General features: G+C 70.1%; 17 protein-coding genes. 7 read left to right on the forward strand and 10 right to left on the reverse strand.

Features of this window, described 5'->3' with window-relative positions:
- Positions 1-138: 138 nt before the first annotated feature.
- The 5 genes from ACYVJS_RS06555 to ACYVJS_RS06575 form a co-directional block, all read right to left on the reverse strand.
- On the reverse strand, positions 139-3,303 hold the full coding sequence (locus ACYVJS_RS06555; protein ID WP_460738870.1) for an efflux RND transporter permease subunit: 3,165 nt from the start codon (positions 3,301-3,303) through the stop codon (positions 139-141).
- Between the two features lie 124 nt (positions 3,304-3,427).
- Entirely contained in the window at positions 3,428-3,799 is a 372-nt protein-coding gene (locus ACYVJS_RS06560; protein WP_460738872.1) for a fluoride efflux transporter FluC, read from the reverse strand.
- Positions 3,796-4,170 carry a fluoride efflux transporter FluC gene (locus ACYVJS_RS06565; protein ID WP_460738874.1) on the reverse strand — a complete coding sequence of 125 codons (375 nt, stop codon included), beginning with the start codon at positions 4,168-4,170 and terminating at the stop codon, positions 3,796-3,798. The genes ACYVJS_RS06560 and ACYVJS_RS06565 overlap by 4 nt, the downstream gene beginning before the upstream one ends.
- Positions 4,171-4,246: 76 nt before the next feature.
- Positions 4,247-5,209, reverse strand: coding sequence for a DNA topoisomerase IB (locus ACYVJS_RS06570; protein WP_460738876.1), 963 nt, complete (start codon positions 5,207-5,209; stop codon positions 4,247-4,249).
- Position 5,210: 1 nt separating this feature from the next.
- Positions 5,211-5,480 (reverse strand): DUF7218 family protein, encoded by a 270-nt coding sequence (locus ACYVJS_RS06575; RefSeq protein ID WP_460738878.1) that lies wholly within the window; start codon positions 5,478-5,480, stop codon positions 5,211-5,213.
- Between the two features lie 229 nt (positions 5,481-5,709).
- Between ACYVJS_RS06575 and ACYVJS_RS06580 the strand changes: the two genes are divergently transcribed.
- The 4 genes from ACYVJS_RS06580 to ACYVJS_RS06595 all read left to right on the forward strand — a co-directional run bounded on the left by ACYVJS_RS06580 (position 5,710) and on the right by ACYVJS_RS06595 (position 8,553).
- Positions 5,710-5,874, forward strand: coding sequence for a DUF2207 domain-containing protein (locus ACYVJS_RS06580; protein WP_137418322.1), 165 nt, complete (start codon positions 5,710-5,712; stop codon positions 5,872-5,874).
- A gap of 76 nt (positions 5,875-5,950) precedes the next feature.
- On the forward strand, positions 5,951-6,814 hold the full coding sequence (locus ACYVJS_RS06585; RefSeq protein ID WP_460738880.1) for a class I SAM-dependent methyltransferase: 864 nt from the start codon (positions 5,951-5,953) through the stop codon (positions 6,812-6,814).
- Positions 6,815-7,114: 300 nt separating this feature from the next.
- The gene (locus ACYVJS_RS06590) at positions 7,115-7,948 is read left to right on the forward strand and encodes a DUF4097 family beta strand repeat-containing protein (RefSeq protein WP_460738882.1); all 834 of its coding nucleotides are present in this window, start codon (positions 7,115-7,117) and stop codon (positions 7,946-7,948) included.
- On the forward strand, positions 7,948-8,553 hold the full coding sequence (locus ACYVJS_RS06595; protein WP_460738884.1) for a PadR family transcriptional regulator: 606 nt from the start codon (positions 7,948-7,950) through the stop codon (positions 8,551-8,553). Before ACYVJS_RS06590 ends, ACYVJS_RS06595 begins: the two co-directional genes overlap by 1 nt.
- A gap of 3 nt (positions 8,554-8,556) precedes the next feature.
- Here the strand turns inward: ACYVJS_RS06595 and ACYVJS_RS06600 are convergent, their stop codons facing one another.
- Entirely contained in the window at positions 8,557-9,051 is a 495-nt protein-coding gene (locus ACYVJS_RS06600; protein WP_460738886.1) for a universal stress protein, read from the reverse strand.
- Positions 9,052-9,196: 145 nt separating this feature from the next.
- Here ACYVJS_RS06600 and ACYVJS_RS06605 point away from each other — a divergent pair, with 145 nt between their 5' ends.
- Positions 9,197-9,391 carry a DUF3073 domain-containing protein gene (locus ACYVJS_RS06605; protein ID WP_137418327.1) on the forward strand — a complete coding sequence of 65 codons (195 nt, stop codon included), beginning with the start codon at positions 9,197-9,199 and terminating at the stop codon, positions 9,389-9,391.
- Positions 9,392-9,487: 96 nt separating this feature from the next.
- Here ACYVJS_RS06605 and purF read toward each other — a convergent pair whose 3' ends face one another.
- Both purF and purM read right to left on the reverse strand, forming a co-directional pair.
- Complete coding sequence (gene purF / locus ACYVJS_RS06610) at positions 9,488-10,948, reverse strand: amidophosphoribosyltransferase (RefSeq protein WP_274286584.1); 1,461 nt, start codon at positions 10,946-10,948, stop codon at positions 9,488-9,490.
- Between the two features lie 6 nt (positions 10,949-10,954).
- The gene (gene purM / locus ACYVJS_RS06615) at positions 10,955-12,073 is read right to left on the reverse strand and encodes a phosphoribosylformylglycinamidine cyclo-ligase (protein WP_460738889.1); all 1,119 of its coding nucleotides are present in this window, start codon (positions 12,071-12,073) and stop codon (positions 10,955-10,957) included.
- A gap of 214 nt (positions 12,074-12,287) precedes the next feature.
- On the opposite strand from purM, the gene ACYVJS_RS06620 reads away from it, so the two are divergent.
- A complete protein-coding gene (locus ACYVJS_RS06620; protein ID WP_460738891.1) occupies positions 12,288-12,878 on the forward strand; it encodes a zinc-binding alcohol dehydrogenase in 591 nt (196 codons plus the stop codon).
- Between the two features lie 2 nt (positions 12,879-12,880).
- On the opposite strand, the gene ACYVJS_RS06625 is transcribed toward ACYVJS_RS06620, so the two are convergent.
- The gene (locus ACYVJS_RS06625; protein ID WP_460738893.1) at positions 12,881-13,231 is read right to left on the reverse strand and encodes a potassium transporter Trk; all 351 of its coding nucleotides are present in this window, start codon (positions 13,229-13,231) and stop codon (positions 12,881-12,883) included.
- A gap of 72 nt (positions 13,232-13,303) precedes the next feature.
- Here ACYVJS_RS06625 and ACYVJS_RS06630 point away from each other — a divergent pair, with 72 nt between their 5' ends.
- Positions 13,304-13,846: a GNAT family N-acetyltransferase gene (locus ACYVJS_RS06630; protein ID WP_460738895.1), complete on the forward strand. Its 543-nt coding sequence runs from the start codon at positions 13,304-13,306 to the stop codon at positions 13,844-13,846.
- Between the two features lie 93 nt (positions 13,847-13,939).
- Here the strand turns inward: ACYVJS_RS06630 and ACYVJS_RS06635 are convergent, their stop codons facing one another.
- The gene (locus ACYVJS_RS06635) at positions 13,940-16,513 is read right to left on the reverse strand and encodes an HtaA domain-containing protein (RefSeq protein ID WP_460738897.1); all 2,574 of its coding nucleotides are present in this window, start codon (positions 16,511-16,513) and stop codon (positions 13,940-13,942) included.
- Positions 16,514-16,553: the final 40 nt, after the last annotated feature.

A 16,553-nucleotide genomic window follows, 5' to 3' on the forward strand; every position in this document is an offset into this window, starting at 1 on the left:
TGGCCGCGTGCGGTGCCCCCGCCACCGCCGTCGAGCCGGCGACACCCGCACACGCATCCGAAGCGCCGGAGATCCTCGCCCGCGCCGAGGCGTCCGACACCGAGCCGCGAAGCGCGACCGGCGCCGGAGCCCTCGAGGTCACGACCCCCGCAGCGCCCGCCGTGTCGTCGGCGCATCGGGTTCCCCGTCGGTCTCGGGCGAGCCGGATGCCGGTTCGTCGCCGGCGCGGCGCGCACGCCGCCGCTCTTTCGCACCCTCGACGAGGTTGTAGAGCGTCGGCAGCACGAGCAGCGTCAGCACCGTCGAGGAGACCAATCCGCCGATGACCACGATGGCCAGCGGCTGCGAGATGAAGCCGCCGTGGCCCGTGATCCCCAGCGCCATCGGCGTCAGCGCGAAGATCGTCGCCGCCGCCGTCATCAGGATCGGGCGGAGTCTGCGTGAGCCGCCCGCGACCGTGGCGTCATGCGCGTTCAGCCCCTTCTCGCGGTACTGGTTGACCAGGTCGACGAGCACGATCGCGTTCGTCACCACGATGCCGATGAGCATCAGCACGCCGATGAGCGAGGCCACTCCCAGCGGTACGCCCGTCGCGATCTGCAACAGGATGGCGCCCGTCGCCGCGAACGGCACGGAGACGAGCAGCAGCAGCGGCTGACGCAGCGACTTGAAGGTCGCGACCATGACGATGTAGACGATCAGGATCGCCGCGAGCATCGCGAGGCCCAGCTGCGTGAACGCGTCGGTCTGCTGGGTGACGACACCCCCGAGCGAGGCATCGGCCCCCGTCGGCAGCGACACGTCGGCGAGCGCCGTGTTGACGGTCGCGTTGGCCGACGTCAGGTCGTCGCCCGCCGGGGTGACGGTGACCGTGGCGGTGCGCTGGCCGCGCTCGGTCGTGATGGAGGTGGGCCCCTGGCTCTGCTCCACCGTCGCGATCTGGTCGAGTCGCACCACGCCCCCGGCACTCGGGATGGTGAGTGCCCGCAGATCGTCGATCGTCACCGGGACCTGGGATGCGGCGAGGTATACCGTCAGCGAGGTGCCGTCGATCTCCACCGAGCCCACCTGGCGCGGCTGCATGGTGCCGGAGACGAGCCCGCCGACGGCGACCTCGGACAGGCCGCGTGCTGCAGCGGCATCCCGATCCACCGTCACGGCGATGTAGGGCAGTGACGCGGAGAGGTTGCTCGTGACCTGCGAGATGCCGTCCTTGCCCTCGAGGCCCGACTGCACCGCATCCGTCGCCTCCTGCAGCGTCTGCTGGTCGGGGGCGGTCACATCGATCTCGATGTCGCTCGAGCCGAAGCCGCCGCCGGAGGAGGCGAGCGCGATGGTGCCCACGTCGTCGAGGTCGGCGAGGGCGGACTGCACGCGGTCGCGGAGGGCGAGCTGGTCGGCTCCCGCATCCGTCGTGATCGAGTAGGTGATGCCGCCGCTGCCGCCGGAGAACGCGTCGCGCACGGCGGAGCCGCTCGAGCCGATCGAGACCTGCACGGTCTCGATGCCGTCGACGCCCTTGAGGGTCTCCTCCACGCGGGATGCCGCCGCATCCTCCGCGTCGAGGCTGGCGGCCGGGCCAAGGGTCTGCGTGATGGTCAGCGTGTTCTGACCGGAATCGCCGAGGAAGTTCGTCTTCATCAGCGGAGCCAGCGCGCCCGTGCCGACGAGCACCAGCAGCGCGATGCCGAGCGTCACCCACGAGTGCTTGAGCGTCCACGACAGCACCGGCAGGTACGCCTTCTGCAGACGCGAGGGCGGCGCGGACGGGTCCTCGGGGTCGATGTGCTCTCCGTCGGGACCTTCCACCGGCTTGCCGGGCTTCAGGAACCAGTAGGCGAGCACGGGCACGATCGTGAGCGACACGAACAGCGACGCGGTCATCGCGAGGGTGACGGTCAACGCGAAGGGGCGGAACAGCTCGCCCGTGAGGTCGCCGACGAAGGCGATCGGCAGGAAGACCGCGACGGTCGTGATCGTGGATGCGGTCACCGCCGCCGCCACCTCGCGCACGGCGAGCAGGATCGAGGCGCGTTTGTCGGCGTCGCCGACGTAGTGCCGGCGGATGTTCTCGATGACGACGATCGAGTCGTCGACGACGCGCCCGATCGCGATGGTCAGAGCGCCGAGGGTGAGGATGTTCAGCGAGTAGCCGAACGCCTGGATGCCGATGAAGGTGATCAGCACGCTCGTCGGGATCGAGATCGCGGTGACGATCGTCGCGCGCACCGACAGCAGGAAGATGAGGATGACGAGAACGGCGAAGACCAGCCCGAGCAGCCCCTCCTGCGCAAGCGCCTCGATGGACTGCTCAATGTAGGGCGCCTGATCGAAGACCACGGAGAACTGCGCATCTCCGCCGAGCGCGTCGCTGAGCTGCGGCAACGCATCGGTGACCGCACGGGAGACATCGACGGTGTTCGCCGCCGGGAGCTTGGTGACGGCGATCGTCAGAGCCGGCTCCCCGTTGACCCGGGAGAGCGATGTGACCGGATCGGCCGCTTCGGCGACGGTGGCGACCTGACCGATCGTCACGGTCCCCGCGCCGAACTGCGCCGCATCCGTCGGCACGAGCGGGAGCGCCGCGAGCTCGTCGACGGACGTGATCTTGGCTCCGGTCTGCACCGTCAGCGTCTGATCACCCTCGGTGATGGCGCCGCCGGGGAAGAGCACGCCGTTCTTGTCGAGCGCGTCGGTGATCGCCTGCTGTGTGAAACCGGATGCGGCCAGCTTCGCCGCATCCGGGGTGATGACCACACGCTTGCCGATGCCGCCGACGATCTGCGCGGCGTTGACGCCGGCGAGATCCTGGATCTCGGGGACGACGGCGGACTCGAGCCTGTCCTGGATCGCCTGCGCGTCGCTGTATCCCGTGACGGCCAGCTGGATGACGGGTAGATCGTCGATCGATACGGAGATGACGTTGGGCTCGACGCCGGTCGGCAGCTGGTCCTTGATGCGCCCGATCGCCAGGCTGATCTTCTGCTCGGCGGTGGCGAGGTTGGTGCCGTAGGTGAACGACGCGCGCACGATCGAGGCGTTGGTGGTGCTCGTCGCCGTCGTGGATTCAAGACCCGGGACGCCCTGGATCGCCGTCTCGATCGGCGTCGACACGTCATTGGAGACGACCTCCGGCGAGGCGCCGGGATACGTGGACAGGATCGACAGCTGCGGGAACTCGACCGAGGGGATGAGCTCCTGCTTGAGGCTGGTGAGCGCGAGCGAGCCGAAGATCGCCGCGACGATCGTGATGAGCGCGATCAGCGCGCGGTTCTTCAGACTGAGGACTGCCAGGTGTGACACGGGAGCGCTTTCATGACGGCCGACTCGAGAGGGTGCAGCGGCGAGGAGGCACGATACAGGGCTGTATCGAGGTCAGTATCTCACGCGTTCTCGCGCGATCGCCGGGGTCGCCGGGGTCGCCGGCCTATCCGGCGATGAGCCCGCCGATCGCCAGACCCGCGGCCGCGGCGGCGAGGGCCAGCACGAGTGTGCCGATCGTGTTGGTGGCGGCGGCCCACCCGCGACGGTCGGTCGCCATCACGGCGCTGACCGCGGCCACCGAGCTGAAGGTCGTGAAACCGCCCAGGAGGCCCGTGCCGATCACCGCGAGCAGCGCCGCATCCGACACCGCGCCGGTCAGAAGGCCGAGCGCGAAGGAGCCCGTCACGTTGATGACGAGCGTCCCCCAGGGGAATCGAGCGCCCGCGAGCGCGGTGACCGCGAGGTCAACGACGTAGCGCGCACCCGCACCGATCCCCCCCGCGACGGCCATGACGAGAAACGTGAGAGGCGTCATGCGGACCTCCTCCGCCCGAGCGCGAGGCCCGCCAACGCCGCAGCGAGTCCCACAGCCGCGGTGGCGAGGGTGAGTGCGACCGCCGCGCCGTCGACCGCCTGCACCGCGAACGTGCTGTAGGTCGTGTAGCCGCCGAGCACACCGGTTCCGAGCAGCTGGCGCAGATCGCGCGAGCGCGCGGTCTCGGCGCGACGGGTCAGCACCGCCGTCAGCAGGCCCAGCGCAAAGGCTCCGGTGACATTGATGACGGACACCGCGATCGAGTGCCATCCCGGCACATCCACGAGCAACAGCCCGGCGCGGGCGGCGGTGCCGAGGGCGCCGCCGAGGACGATCAGTCCGAGATGCCGCCACGAGAACCCTGCTGCCACGGGGCAACGCTACTCCCGCCGCGGACGTCTTCTTCCGACATCCGTCTGCGCTTCGTTCGTCACCCGTCGCCAGGGCTCACCCTTCGACGAGACGCCGGATCGCGGTCTCCGGCGAGACGCCCGACTCCAGCAGCCGCCCCTTCGCGTACGCCCGCCAGACGCGCGGATCGATGTAGCTACTGCGAGCAACCGAGGGGGTGTTGCACAGCACGGCCGCTGTCGCCTTCACGGCGTCGCGCTCGGCCAGCTTGCGCGCCTTCTTCGTCTCCACGTGACCGAGGCGCGCGAGGTTCTCCGCCGCGGTGACCGTTCCCCGCAGCGTCCGGAAGTCCTTCGCCGTGAAGTCTCCGCCGGTCAGCACGCGGATGTAGGCGTTCACCTCCCCCGGGGTGAGGGGCACACGTCGCCGTCCGCGCCGGTAGGCCAGCAGCGGCGAGCGCGGGCGCCCCGCCGTCAACTGTTCGAGAACGACGGCGAGATCCTCGTCCTCGATCCGAATGCGGGCGCGCACCCCGCTCTTCGCGGGGAAGTCGAGCTCGATCGCCCCCGCCTCGACGCGGACGTCGCGGCGCTGCAGGGTCGTGAGGCCTCGTCCGCCACCGCGGCGCAGGTACTTGGTCGAGCCGATGCGGATGGCACCCGCATCCAGCATCCGGAACGCCGCGGCGAGCACGGCCTCGCGCGAATCGTCCGCGCGCCGCAGCGCCGCCGTCACCCGTCCGCGAGCGCGCGGCAACGACTCCGCCAGGGCCAACGCACGCGCGTACTTGCCCTTGTCCCGACGGGCCGACCAGTCGGGGTGGTACAGATACTGCCGGCGCCCGGCGTCATCGGTGCCGACCGCCTGGATGTGGCCGTTGTCCTTCGCGCAGATCCACACCTCCCGCCAGGCCGGCGGGATGACGAGGGCTTCGATGCGGGCCCGCTCCGCGGCCGTGACCTTGGTACCGTCGGGCCGCGTATAGCTGAACCCCGAGCCGCTGCGCGTGCGGGTGATCCCCGCATCCGATCCGGGATCGACCCGGGCCAGTCGCGCCACGTCAGTGGTTGCGCAGAGCCGAGATGAGCTCCGCCTTGCGCTTGCCGGAGTATCCAGTGAGGCCGAGCTCCTTCGCTCGCTGGCGCAGTTCGGGGACTGTCCAGTCCTCGTAGTCGCCGGAGCGTCCGCCGCGCCTGCCGACAGCCGATCGGCCGTCGCGGGCGGCGGCATTGGAGATGCGCGCGGCCTTCTCCTTCGAGGCGCCCTCGTCGCGCAATTCCTCATACAGCTTCGGATCCTTCAGGCTGTTCGCCCCGCGTCCACCCGGCATGTCGGCCTCTCCCGCCCCGCGTCCACGAAGCGCTCCCCCGACGCTAGAGCGCCCCTCATCCGTCCATCGGCGGGCTTGACATGTGAGAGGACGCGCGCCCACGCGACTAGCACCGGGCGCTTTCGAGCGTCAACCCCTCTGACGCTGTGAGTGAGCAGTGGGAACGTTGGGATGTGCCCACGAGGCACCCGGGCCGCGCGGCGTCCCGGCGAGAACGAGGAGAATCCAGATGAACATCGCACTGCTCATCATCATCGTCGTCGCCATCGTGCTGGCGATCGTCGGAGGCCTCAACACAGCCCTGAACTGGCTGCTGTGGGTGGCACTCATCGTCGGCGTCATCGCGCTGATCGCGTTCCTGCTCCGAGTCATCCGAGGCGGCAGCAAGGTCTGACACCTCGAGAGAGGGGCATCCGTCACCGACGGGTGCCCCTTTTTCGTGCGCGGCTGTCCGCGGGTAGCGTGAGCGCATGGTCTCCGCGCGCGAGCACATCGATCCCACCCCCTTCGTCGAGGCGAACCGTGCCAACTGGGACGAGCGCGCCGAACTCCACGCCGCGCGCGACGGATCCGGGTACGGGATCGAGCGCTTCGTCGCCGACCGCGAGGCGCTCTCCGATGTCGTCCGCTTCGATCTGCCCCTCCTCGGCGACATCCGCGGCAAGCGCGCCGTGCATCTGCAGTGCCACATCGGCACCGACACGCTTTCCCTCGCGCGGCTCGGCGCGCACGTGACGGGGCTGGACTTCTCCGAGACGGCGATCGCGGAGGCTCGCAGGCTCGTCGCAGAGTCGGGTGACGAGGTCGACTTCGTCCGCTCCGACGTGAGGGATGCGGCATCGGTGCTCGAGCCCGCATCCTTCGACCTCGTGTACACCGGCATCGGCACACTGTGCTGGCTGCCGCGGGTCGACCAGTGGGCGCGGGTCGTCGCGACCCTACTCGCCCCCGGCGGGTCGCTGTTCATCCGCGAGGGGCACCCCATCCTGTGGTCCGTCAACGAGACCCTCGAAGACGACATCCACCTCCGCTTCTCCTACTTCGAGCCGGCCGAGCCCCTCGAATGGGACGACGACTCGACCTACGTGCCGACGACGCGTGCGCTGACGGCGACCAAGACCTACGAGTGGAACCACGCTCTGGGCGAGATCGTGACCGCGCTGCTGGATGCGGGCCTGCGCATCGACGCGTTCGTCGAACACGACAGCGTGCCGTGGGAGGCGCTGCCCGGTCGCATGACGCACCGCGCCACCGACGGCGAATGGGTGTTGACAGGCCGCTTCGCCGGCGTCATGCCGCTGACCTACACGATCCGGGCGACCAAGCCCGCCTGAGCTGGCTCCTGCACCGGGGGCACTCCGCCCGCTTGAGCCACACCCCTGCCCCTCGCCGGCGCCTCCCATCCCGCTTCACAACTCAGCCACATCCCGCCTGTTCCCGCATCCCCCCCCGGCCTGGGGCCGGTACTGGCTGAGTTGTGCACGCCGGCCCGCGTCCGAACTCCCGCAGAATCCCCGCGGCAGCGCGGCCGCGAGCCCGGATCGGCCGTTTCGCAGGAGTTCGGGTCTTCCGAATCGAGATATATCGTGTTATCTTCACAACGCGATATATCTCGATAGACGAGGAGAACGGACATGGCACCGGAAAAATGGCTCATCCACCCCGGCGAGACGCGCGTGATCGACCTGGACGACATCACGCACCTGAAGGTGGGTCTGGTCGGCGGTGAGATCGATATCGTGGCCCACGACGAACCCGGCGTGCGCATCGAGGTGCACGCGGTGACGACGAAAGACCTGCGCATCTCCGCAGAGGACGGCCGCGTCGAGATCGACCACCCGCAGCTGCGGTGGGACAACTTCCTCGAGGTGTTCCGCAACTTCGGCTCCGGCGGCCCCAAGGCCGAGATCAGCGTCGCGGTCCCCGCCGATATCGCACTCACCCTCGGCGTCGTCAACGCCAGCGCTCTCGTCTCCGGCCTCGCCGCGGACGCGCGGGTCAACACCGTCTCGGGCGACGTGATCGTCGACGGACTGAGCGGCGACCTCACCGTCAACGCCGTCTCGGGCGACGTGCAGAGCCGCGGGCTCGACGGCGCCCTGAACGCCAACAGCGTCTCGGGCGACGTGACGGCGACCGGCCGCATCACGAAGGCGACGATCGACACGGTCTCCGGCAGCATGATGATCGACGCGATCGGCCCGGTGCACCAGATCGGCCTGAACACCGTCGCCGGCAGCACCACCATCCGTCTGGATGCGGGACTGCCCGCCAACTACGTGGTGCGCAGCGTCAGCGGTCGCGTGCAGATCGACGGGGTGCCGCACTCCGGCCGCGGCAGCGGGCCGACCACGAACTACTCCGGTTCGATCGGCGAGCTCAGCGGCAGCTTCGTGGACGTGCGGGCGAACTCGGTCTCGGGCGACATCACGGTGCTCCGCCGCCCCGTCGGGGAGGACGAGCAGTGATGGCCCCGGTCTTCTCCCACGGCGACCTGCGCCTGTACCTGCTCAGCCTCCTCGACGAGTCGCCCCGTCACGGCTACGACCTCATGCAGGCGCTGGCCGACCGGACGGGCGGCACCTACACGCCCAGCGCGGGCACGATCTATCCCCGGCTCGCGAAGCTGGAGGAGGAGGGCCTGGTCACCAAGACGGTCGACGGTCGCAAGACGATCTACGCGCTCACGGATGCGGGACGCGCCGAGGTCGCGGCCCGTCAGGGCGAGCTCGAGGGTATCCAGTCCGACCTCGCGGACTCCGTGCGTCTGATCGCCCAGGAGGTGCGCGGCAGCGTGCGCGAGGCGATGCGGAGCCTGCGCGCCGATCTCGCCGCGGCGTCCAAAGCCGACCGGGACGCCCCCGCGCAGCCACGCGAGGACGACGAGCGAAGCGCCGCGCGCGAGCAGCTGCGACGCGCGGAAGCGGCCGTCACCGAGTTCCGCACGCAGGTGCGCGCCGACATGCGCACGCACGTGGCACGGGGCGGACAGCTCTCCGCATCCGCCGTCGACGCCTTCATCGAGGCGATGGATGCGGCCGCACGCGAGCTCACCCGGGGGCTGCGCGGCTAGGGACTACTCGACCCACGGATCGTCGGCGTCGGCCAGGGGCTCCTCGAGAGGAACGACGAGCACCGGCCGGTGCTGACGATGCGCCAGGCGCGCGGCGACCGATCCGGTGAAGAACTCCCGGAGGGTCTCACCGAATCCGCGCCGGCGCGTGCCGACCACGATCATCACGGCGTCCACCTGATCGGCGAGATCCTTCAGCGCCATCGCCGGGTCACCCACCAGTGAGCGCATCGTCCACGCATCCGGCGCGAGGAGCTGCTCGGCTCGAGCACGCACCGCGTCCGCCTGCGCCTGACCCGCCGCGAGGTTCAGATCGATCGGCGCACTGTGCTCCACCCCGTCGGGATCCGCGTAGGTGACGAAGCGCGTCACATCGACGTAGGCCACGACGAGATCGCGTCCGAACAGCCGCGCATAGCGGGCGGCTTCCATCCAGACCCGATCGGGAAGATCCGCCGTCGCTCCCAGCACGACCGGTCCCACAGCCTCTTCGCTCATGACTCCTCCGCGGGCGGCCGCGGGAGAGACCCCGCGAGCCACCGTGTTATTGTTAATGCTACTCTTCCCGGTTCAGAAACCGGACTACGCGGATGCGATGGGCGCCAGCTGCAGCCCTCGCCGTCAGAATATGAGGGGGTCTCGCATGGGGCGTGGCCGTCAGAAGGCGAAGCACACGAAGATCGCCCGTGAGCTGAAGTCATTCAGCCCGTCGGTGAACTACGCGGCGCTCGAGCGCGAACTCGGTCACCCGAGTGACGAGAACGAGTACGTCGACAAGTGGGCCGACCAGTACGAGGACGAAGACGAAGACGAGGACTCGCTCGAGGGCGCCCGGTAATCCACCGGCTCCCGCGGGGCGATACCTCGCCCGCTCGTCGTCACAGCCAAGCCGCACGGTGCACCGCTCCGGTGCCCGTGCGGCTGCTCTGTGGCGTCAGGACGTCTGCGTGCCCTCGACCCAGGCGAGGTACTCCTCGCTGACGGTCCCGGTCACGTAGCGACCGTCGAAGCAGCTCATGTCGAGGTCGGTGATGTCCGAGCCCTCGAGGATCGCCGCCTTCAGGTCGTCGATCTCCTGGTAGACCATGTAGTCGGCGCCGAGCTCCTCGGCGATCTCGGGGATCGTCCGGCCGTGCGCGACCAGCTCGTGCCGCGACGGCATGTTGATGCCGTACACGTGCGGGAACCGCACGGGCGGCGCGGCGGAGGCGAAGGTCACCGACAGCGCGCCGGCGTCGCGCGCCATCTGGATGATCTCCTTGCTCGTCGTGCCGCGCACGATCGAGTCGTCGACCAGCAGCACGTTCTTGCCTTTGAACTCGCTCGGCATGGCGTTGAGCTTCTGACGCACGCTCTTCTTGCGCACGGCCTGACCGGGCATGATGAACGTCCGGCCCACGTAGCGGTTCTTGTAGAAGCCCTCGCGGTACTCGATGCCGAGCTTGCGGGCCACCTGCATCGCCGCGGGGCGCGACGAGTCCGGGATCGGCATAACCACGTCGATCTTGCCCTGCGGCGTGTACTTCGCGATCGTGTCGGCCAGCCGATCGCCCATGCGCAGGCGCGTCTCGTACACCGAGATGCCGTTCATGACCGAGTCGGGACGCGCGAGGTAGACGTACTCGAACGAGCACGGCGCGAGCGTCGTCTCACTCGCGCACTGGCGCGCGTGGAGCGTCCCGTCGAGCGCAACGAACACGGCCTCGCCGGGCGCGACGTCGCGGACGACCTCGAAGCCGGCGTTGTCGAGAACGAGCGACTCTGAGGCCACCACCCATTCATCGTGGCCGTCCGGATTGGAGCGGCGACCGAGGATCAGCGGACGGATGCCGAACGGATCGCGGAAAGCCAGCAGACCGTGGCCGGCGATCAGGGCGATCGCCGCGTACGAGCCCTCGACGCGCTCGTGCACACGCGCCACGGCGCGGAACACCTGTTCGGCATCCAGCTCGAGACCGGGGATCTCGGACTGCAGCTCGCCGGCGAGCACGTTCACGAGCAGCTCGGTGTCGGAGCTCGTGTTGAGGTGGCGGCGGTCCTTGCGGAACAGCTCCTCGGTGAGCTCTCGCGTGTTGGTCAGGTTGCCGTTGTGCACCAGGACGATGCCGTAGGGGGCGTTCACATAGAAGGGCTGCGCCTCTTCTTCGTTGGACGCCGTGCCCTTCGTGGCGTAGCGCACGTGACCGAGCCCGATCTCACCGAGGAGGGCCCGCATATCGCGGGTGCGGAACGCCTCACGCACCTGCCCCTTCGCCTTGGCGATGTGGAAGACGCCCGAGCCCTCGGCGGTCGCGATACCGGTGGAGTCCTGTCCGCGATGCTGCAGCAGCAGGAGGGAGTCGTAGATGTCCTGATTGATCGGGCCCTGCCCGACCATTCCGACGATGCCGCACATGAGGTGTTAGTTCGCTCCGTCTCGCGTGCCGTCGCCGTAGGCGCCCACCAGGCGCACCGCGCCGCCGTCGACGCCCTTGGCGCCCTCGATCCACTCGCCGACGGCCCGTGAGCCCTCGCCCACCACGCCGACCTGCCACGCGTCGATTCCGTATCGAGCGAGGAGGGATGCGGCCGCATCCACGCGGTCGGCGGAGATGACCGCGAAGAACCCGATGCCCAGGTTCCACGTGCCCTCGGTGGCCTCCAGCTGCAGGTCGCCGAGATCGGCGAGCACCCGAAACACGGGCGCGGGCGACCACGTGGAACGGTCGACCTCGACCCAGCTTCCGGGCGCGAGCACCCGAGCGAGGTTCGCGCCGATGCCGCCGCCGGTCACGTGGCTGAGGCTGTGCACGTCGCCGCCGAGCTCGTCGATGAGCGCGAGGATCGGTGTCGTATAGAGGCGGGTGGGCTCGAGGAGTGTCTCACCCCACGTGCGGCCGAAGTCCGCGGCGTGATCGCCGTACTGCACACCGGCGCGGGCCACGATGTGACGCACGAGCGAGTAGCCGTTGGCGTGGAGTCCGCTCGAGGCCAGCGCGATCACCGCGTCGCCCGGGCGGACGCGGTCGGCGCCCAGCACGCGGTCGGCCTCGACCACGCCCGTCGCGGCCCCCGCGACGTCGTAGTCGGCCACTCCGAGCAGCCCCGGATGCTCGGCCGTCTCGCCGCCCACGAGCGCGGTTCCGGTGGCCTCGCAACCCTCGGCGATGCCGCGCACGATGGCGGCGATGCGCTCGGGGACGACCTTTCCGCACGCGATGTAGTCCGTCATGAACAGCGGCTTCGCGCCGACCACGACGATGTCGTCGACGACCATGCCGACCAGGTCCTGACCGATGGTGTCGTGTTTGTCGATCGCCTGCGCGATGGCGACCTTGGTGCCCACGCCGTCGGTGCTGGAGGCCAGCAGCGGCCGGCGGTAGCCGAGAAGAGCGGAGGCGTCGAACAGCCCTGCGAATCCGCCGACGCCGCCCAGGACCTCGGGGCCCTGGGTGCGACGCACGGCCGACTTCATGAGTTCGACGGCCAGATCACCCGCGGCGGTGTCTACACCCGCGGCGGCATAGGGATCGGGAGCCACCCCTTCAGCCTACCCGGCCGAGCGCGCCGTCGCTCCGCCGGGTGAGGGCCGTGCGACATCCGCACGATCGGTGGGGCGCACGTGTACGCACGAGGCGTAGGAGCCGGCCCAGATTCGATCGGTCGTGCACACGTCGCCGCACGGATGCGGATGCGATGCGCGCCTGGGCGCAACGCGACCCCGGCGAAGGGCGGGCGACCCCTACAATGTCGGCATGCCGAGCGCCGAGAGGCCGCAGTGGGTGGTCCGCGAAGACGCGGGGCCGAGCGTGCTCGCCGCGCTCTATCTGCGGCAGATGCTCGGGATCCGCAGCCCCGAGGAACTGCCAGGGCTGCGCGGCGTGCCGACCGACGCGCCCGAGGCGGATGCAGTGCTGGAGAGGCAGTGGCGGGCGCTGTGGGCGATGACCGTCGAGCCGCTGGCGCACCCCTCCGAGGTACCGCTGGAGCTCGTCGCGGGCATGGACACGCTGCTCGCGCTCCCCGCCGACGGCGCCGACGAGCTGCGTGCGGCGATCGTCCCGCATGCGGGCGCGGCGCTCGCTTTCGCCCGGTCCGCCAGCGCCGTCCACACCGATCGCGTGCGCGGCTCGTCGTACCGGGCGTACGCGAGCGCGATCGCCGTGCACGAGCGCGAGGTGGGCCGGCGCGCGCACTCGTTCGAGCTGAACGTGCAGGTGCTGCCGCTCGCCCAGCGCGGGCTCTGGTGGATCGGCTCGCTGACGATCGCCGTGACCGACGGGCTGCGCGGGGATGTGGTGGCCTTCGACGCGGCGATCCACCCGATCATCGCGGAACTGGCCTGAGCTCAGTCCTCGTCGCGGCGGACGTGGGCCACCTCGACCGAGACGTCGCGAGCGCGTCGCGCCAGCGCCCGGTCGAAGAGGAGGGCGATGACTCCGCCGGCCGTGAGGCCGACCACCGCGCAGACGAGGGCGAGGAAGCCGAACACCTGCATCTGGGTGTACTGCACGCCCGCGGCGCTCGGCTCATCGGTGCCGTGGAACACGAAGGTCAGGATCATCGCGACGAGCACACCCACGGCCGCACCCAGAACCAGGAAGACACCGTACTTGGGCGCGCGACGCACCCGCAGGGTCTCGACGTGTTCATCGGTGACCGTGCGGGGGGTCTGGGGGTCCTGCGGCTCGGGGGCCATGGGTCCATTGTCTCATCCGCGGCACACATGGCCGGGCCGCTCCGCAGGCGCATCGCTCCTATCGTGGATCGGATGAGAGCAGCTGTCGACCTGATGGAGGGCTTCGCCCTTCGCCCCCTGGCGTTGAGCGATGCGCGCGAGCTCGCCGCAGCGTACCGGCGCAACAGTGCGCACCTCGCCCCGTGGGAGCCGCTGCGAGCGGATCGCTTCTTCACCCAGGCGGGCCAGGAAGAGGACCTCCAGAGCCGGCTGGCGGCGAGCGCGGCCGGCACGGGGTACTCCCTGGGCGTCTTTCAGGACGCACGCATCGTCGGGAGGTTCAACCTCGCGGGGATCGTCCGGGGCCCGTTCCAGAGCGGAGGACTCGGCTACTGGGTTGATCGCGACGTCGCGGGCCGGGGCCTGGCGACGGCTGCGGTGAAGGCGATCCTGTCCGCCGCGCGCGGGGAGCTCGGACTGCATCGCGTCGAGGCGAGCACCCTGACGCACAATCATGCGTCGCAGAGAGTGCTGCGCAAGGCCGGCTTCGAGCAGATCGGCATGGCTCCGCGCTACCTCGCGATCGCGGGCCGGTGGCAGGACCACAACCTGTACCAGGTCATCCTCCACGAGTGACAGGACACGGCGACACGCCGAAGCGCCGGCCCCCAGGACCGGCGCTTCGGGTGTCGGCGCCCCGCGGAAGCCGTTCGCGGGGCGCCGAGTCTGTCAGGCTCGCTGACGGCGGCGCATGGCCACCATCAGGATGCCGCCGAACGCGATCACACCGATGCCGAACCAGAGCGCATCCGTCGGCGCAGCGGAACCCGTGGATGCCAGCGCGCTGTCGGTCGCGGCGTCACACGGCACCTCGGCGCCGAGCGGCAGCGAGAAGGTGACGGAATCCAGTGCCGTGCCCGCCTCATAGAAGCCGGCGAAGGCCTGCGCACCCGCCGAGGTGAGCGTCGCCGACGCCCCGGAGAACGTCACGCGGTTCGCTGACTCCTGAGCTTGAGGTAGGGACAGCGTCGCGAAGACGATGCCCGATGCGTTCGTGTCGGGCGAGCCGTTGAAGCCCTTCGACTGCACGTTCAGGATGAGCGACGCGGAGCTCGCGCTGGTGATCTGGATGCGGGGGTTGGACAACGTCATGTCAAGCGCGCCGCTGTGCCCCGTGTAGTGGACGGATCCGCCGAAGCTCACCCGTCCGCGGTCGGCCTCGGTGTTGAACGCCCCCGAACCCGCTCCCCAGCCGCCGGCGATCGCGCCATTCGCGACCGAGCCGGTGACGTAGGAGCGGAACGACTCCTTGACCCCCCAGTCGATGCTCGCGCCCGACACGGCGCGGGCGACGCAGACGGGAGCCGCGACCTGCTCGACGGCGGGGACGACGGCCGCCGCGGTGACGGAGAAGGGAGCGGATGCGACGACCGCACCGTTCACGCTGAGCTCGACCGTGTGCGCGCCCACCGGGAAGTCCGCGGGGACGTTCCAGCTGAATGTGACGGTGCCGCTGCCGCTCGCCGGCACCGTTCCGATGGTCACCGGCTCGGAGTGCGCGACGGCGGTCACGGCGTCGCCGGCCTGGAAGCCGCCGCCGGTGATCGTGAGCACGCCGCCCTGCTGCGCGCTCGCGCCGACCGGGAAGCCGACGAAGGGAGCCACGGGCTGCGCGACGGCGACCGGCGTGAACGTGTCGAGCGAACGGTCGGTGATCGACAGACCGTGTGCCGCGGAGGTCGCGACCTGGTAGCTCTTCGACGGATCGAGTACGCCGGCAGGCACCGTCAGCTGCACGGAGAACGCGCCGTCGACGACGTCGCCGGGGCGGACCCACGCCTGGGCGATCCACCCCGCCGACGGCAGCGGCGCCCCGCCGCTCCAGACGGAGCTCTCCCCGAAGAGGACATAGGCGCCGTTCGCCGCGCCCGCTCCGACGAAGCCGGTGCCGGCGACGGTCAGCACGTTCTGCACCGAGGGGTCCAGCGGTGCGCTCGGCGATACGGTGACGGCGGGCTCGCCCTCCGGCTCGGGCTCGGGCTCGGGGTCAACCCGATCGCCGACGTAGTTGACCGGGACCGACAGCTCCTGCTGCGCGTTCACGACACCGCCGGCACCGTAGGTGTACACACCCCAGTGCCCACCGGAGATGGCGCTGGCCGCATCCTTCGCGACGAGGTTCGCGGTGAATGTGCCATCGGTCGACAGCTCCGCCCACTGCTGACGGACCGCGCTCTGATAGGCGACGGGCACCTGAGAGACGGTGTCGGCGGTCAGTGCCCACAGCTGGGAGACGACCTTGCGCGTCGCCGAGGGCGCCGCCTGAGAGGGCCGCCAGGTGTCGAGGAACGAGCCGAAAACGACGTAGGTGCCCTGAGGGAGCGTATTGGGGATCGGTACCCCGCGACCGCCGACGTTGGCCGCGGGGTCGAAGCCAGAGCCGCGGACGACGAGCACATCATCGCTGTAGACGGGCTGTCCGGTGTAGGGCGTCGTCCCGTCGGCGAGGAAGACGGAGAGCGCCGGCGTGAACACCGGCTCGGCCTGGGGCGCGGTGATCGACACCGTGATCGCTGTCGAGGTCGACGCCGAGTATGCCGACGTGTCCGCGGGCGTGAAGACGGCCTTCAGAGTGTGGTCGGCGACGCTCAGCGAAGAGGTGCGCAGGACCGCGGTCCCTGCATCCAGGGGTGCGCTGCCGAGGGAGGCAGCCCCATCGAAGAACTCGACCGAGCCCGCTGCGGCGGGCGCGACGGTCGCGGTCAATGCCACCTCGGTGCCGGCCACGGCGGATGCCGGAACCGCTGCGAGCGTGGTGGCGGTTGCCGTCGCAGGGAACAGCGCCGCCCAGTCGATCGCGACGCCGGTGCGCGCGTAGAGGTTGCTCGCACTCGGGTTCGAGCGGGAGGGCCAGGCGATCACGTCGTAGGACTTCGTGCGGTCCAGCGTCGCGGCCGACTGCTCGAGCGAGCCGGAGATGGCGCCGGACGAGTCGGGGGAGACCGCTGCGGCGGGAATGCTGCCGCCGAGCTGGATGCTGCCGAGATCCGTGTCGGCGGGGATGAGTGCGATGTACAGGGACGGCTGAGACTGCCCCGGAAGGGCCGTGATGTTGCCGTAGCCGCCTCCCGTGACGGAGACGGTGACGGACGTGCCGGGGTCGACGGCGGCCGTCGCCGAGAGGGTGTAGCTGGCGGCCTGGGCGGGAACGGCGGCGCCGAAGACGGCGGCGGAGGCGACGAGCGCGGTCGCCACCGCGCTCGCGAGCAGGCGCCGCAGCGACGCTCGAGGTGATCTGTGCACGGGTAACTCCTTGCGGAAGGCGGGTCGGTGATCGCGGGAC

The organism is Microbacterium neimengense (assembly GCF_054782995.1).

Excerpts from the sequence above, each read along its gene's own strand:
- ACYVJS_RS06560 (WP_460738872.1), bottom strand. The coding sequence starts at position 3,799 with ATGACGCCTCTCACGTTTCTCGTCATGGCCGTCGCGGGGGGGATCGGT.
- ACYVJS_RS06575 (WP_460738878.1), bottom strand. The coding sequence starts at position 5,480 with ATGCCGGGTGGACGCGGGGCGAACAGCCTGAAGGATCCGAAGCTGTAT.
- ACYVJS_RS06580 (WP_137418322.1), top strand. The coding sequence starts at position 5,710 with ATGAACATCGCACTGCTCATCATCATCGTCGTCGCCATCGTGCTGGCG.
- ACYVJS_RS06585 (WP_460738880.1), top strand. The coding sequence starts at position 5,951 with ATGGTCTCCGCGCGCGAGCACATCGATCCCACCCCCTTCGTCGAGGCG.
- ACYVJS_RS06590 (WP_460738882.1), top strand. The coding sequence starts at position 7,115 with ATGGCACCGGAAAAATGGCTCATCCACCCCGGCGAGACGCGCGTGATC.
- ACYVJS_RS06595 (WP_460738884.1), top strand. The coding sequence starts at position 7,948 with ATGGCCCCGGTCTTCTCCCACGGCGACCTGCGCCTGTACCTGCTCAGC.
- ACYVJS_RS06600 (WP_460738886.1), bottom strand. The coding sequence starts at position 9,051 with ATGAGCGAAGAGGCTGTGGGACCGGTCGTGCTGGGAGCGACGGCGGAT.
- ACYVJS_RS06605 (WP_137418327.1), top strand. The coding sequence starts at position 9,197 with ATGGGGCGTGGCCGTCAGAAGGCGAAGCACACGAAGATCGCCCGTGAG.
- purF (WP_274286584.1), bottom strand. The coding sequence starts at position 10,948 with ATGTGCGGCATCGTCGGAATGGTCGGGCAGGGCCCGATCAATCAGGAC.
- ACYVJS_RS06620 (WP_460738891.1), top strand. The coding sequence starts at position 12,288 with ATGCCGAGCGCCGAGAGGCCGCAGTGGGTGGTCCGCGAAGACGCGGGG.
- ACYVJS_RS06625 (WP_460738893.1), bottom strand. The coding sequence starts at position 13,231 with ATGGCCCCCGAGCCGCAGGACCCCCAGACCCCCCGCACGGTCACCGAT.
- ACYVJS_RS06630 (WP_460738895.1), top strand. The coding sequence starts at position 13,304 with ATGAGAGCAGCTGTCGACCTGATGGAGGGCTTCGCCCTTCGCCCCCTG.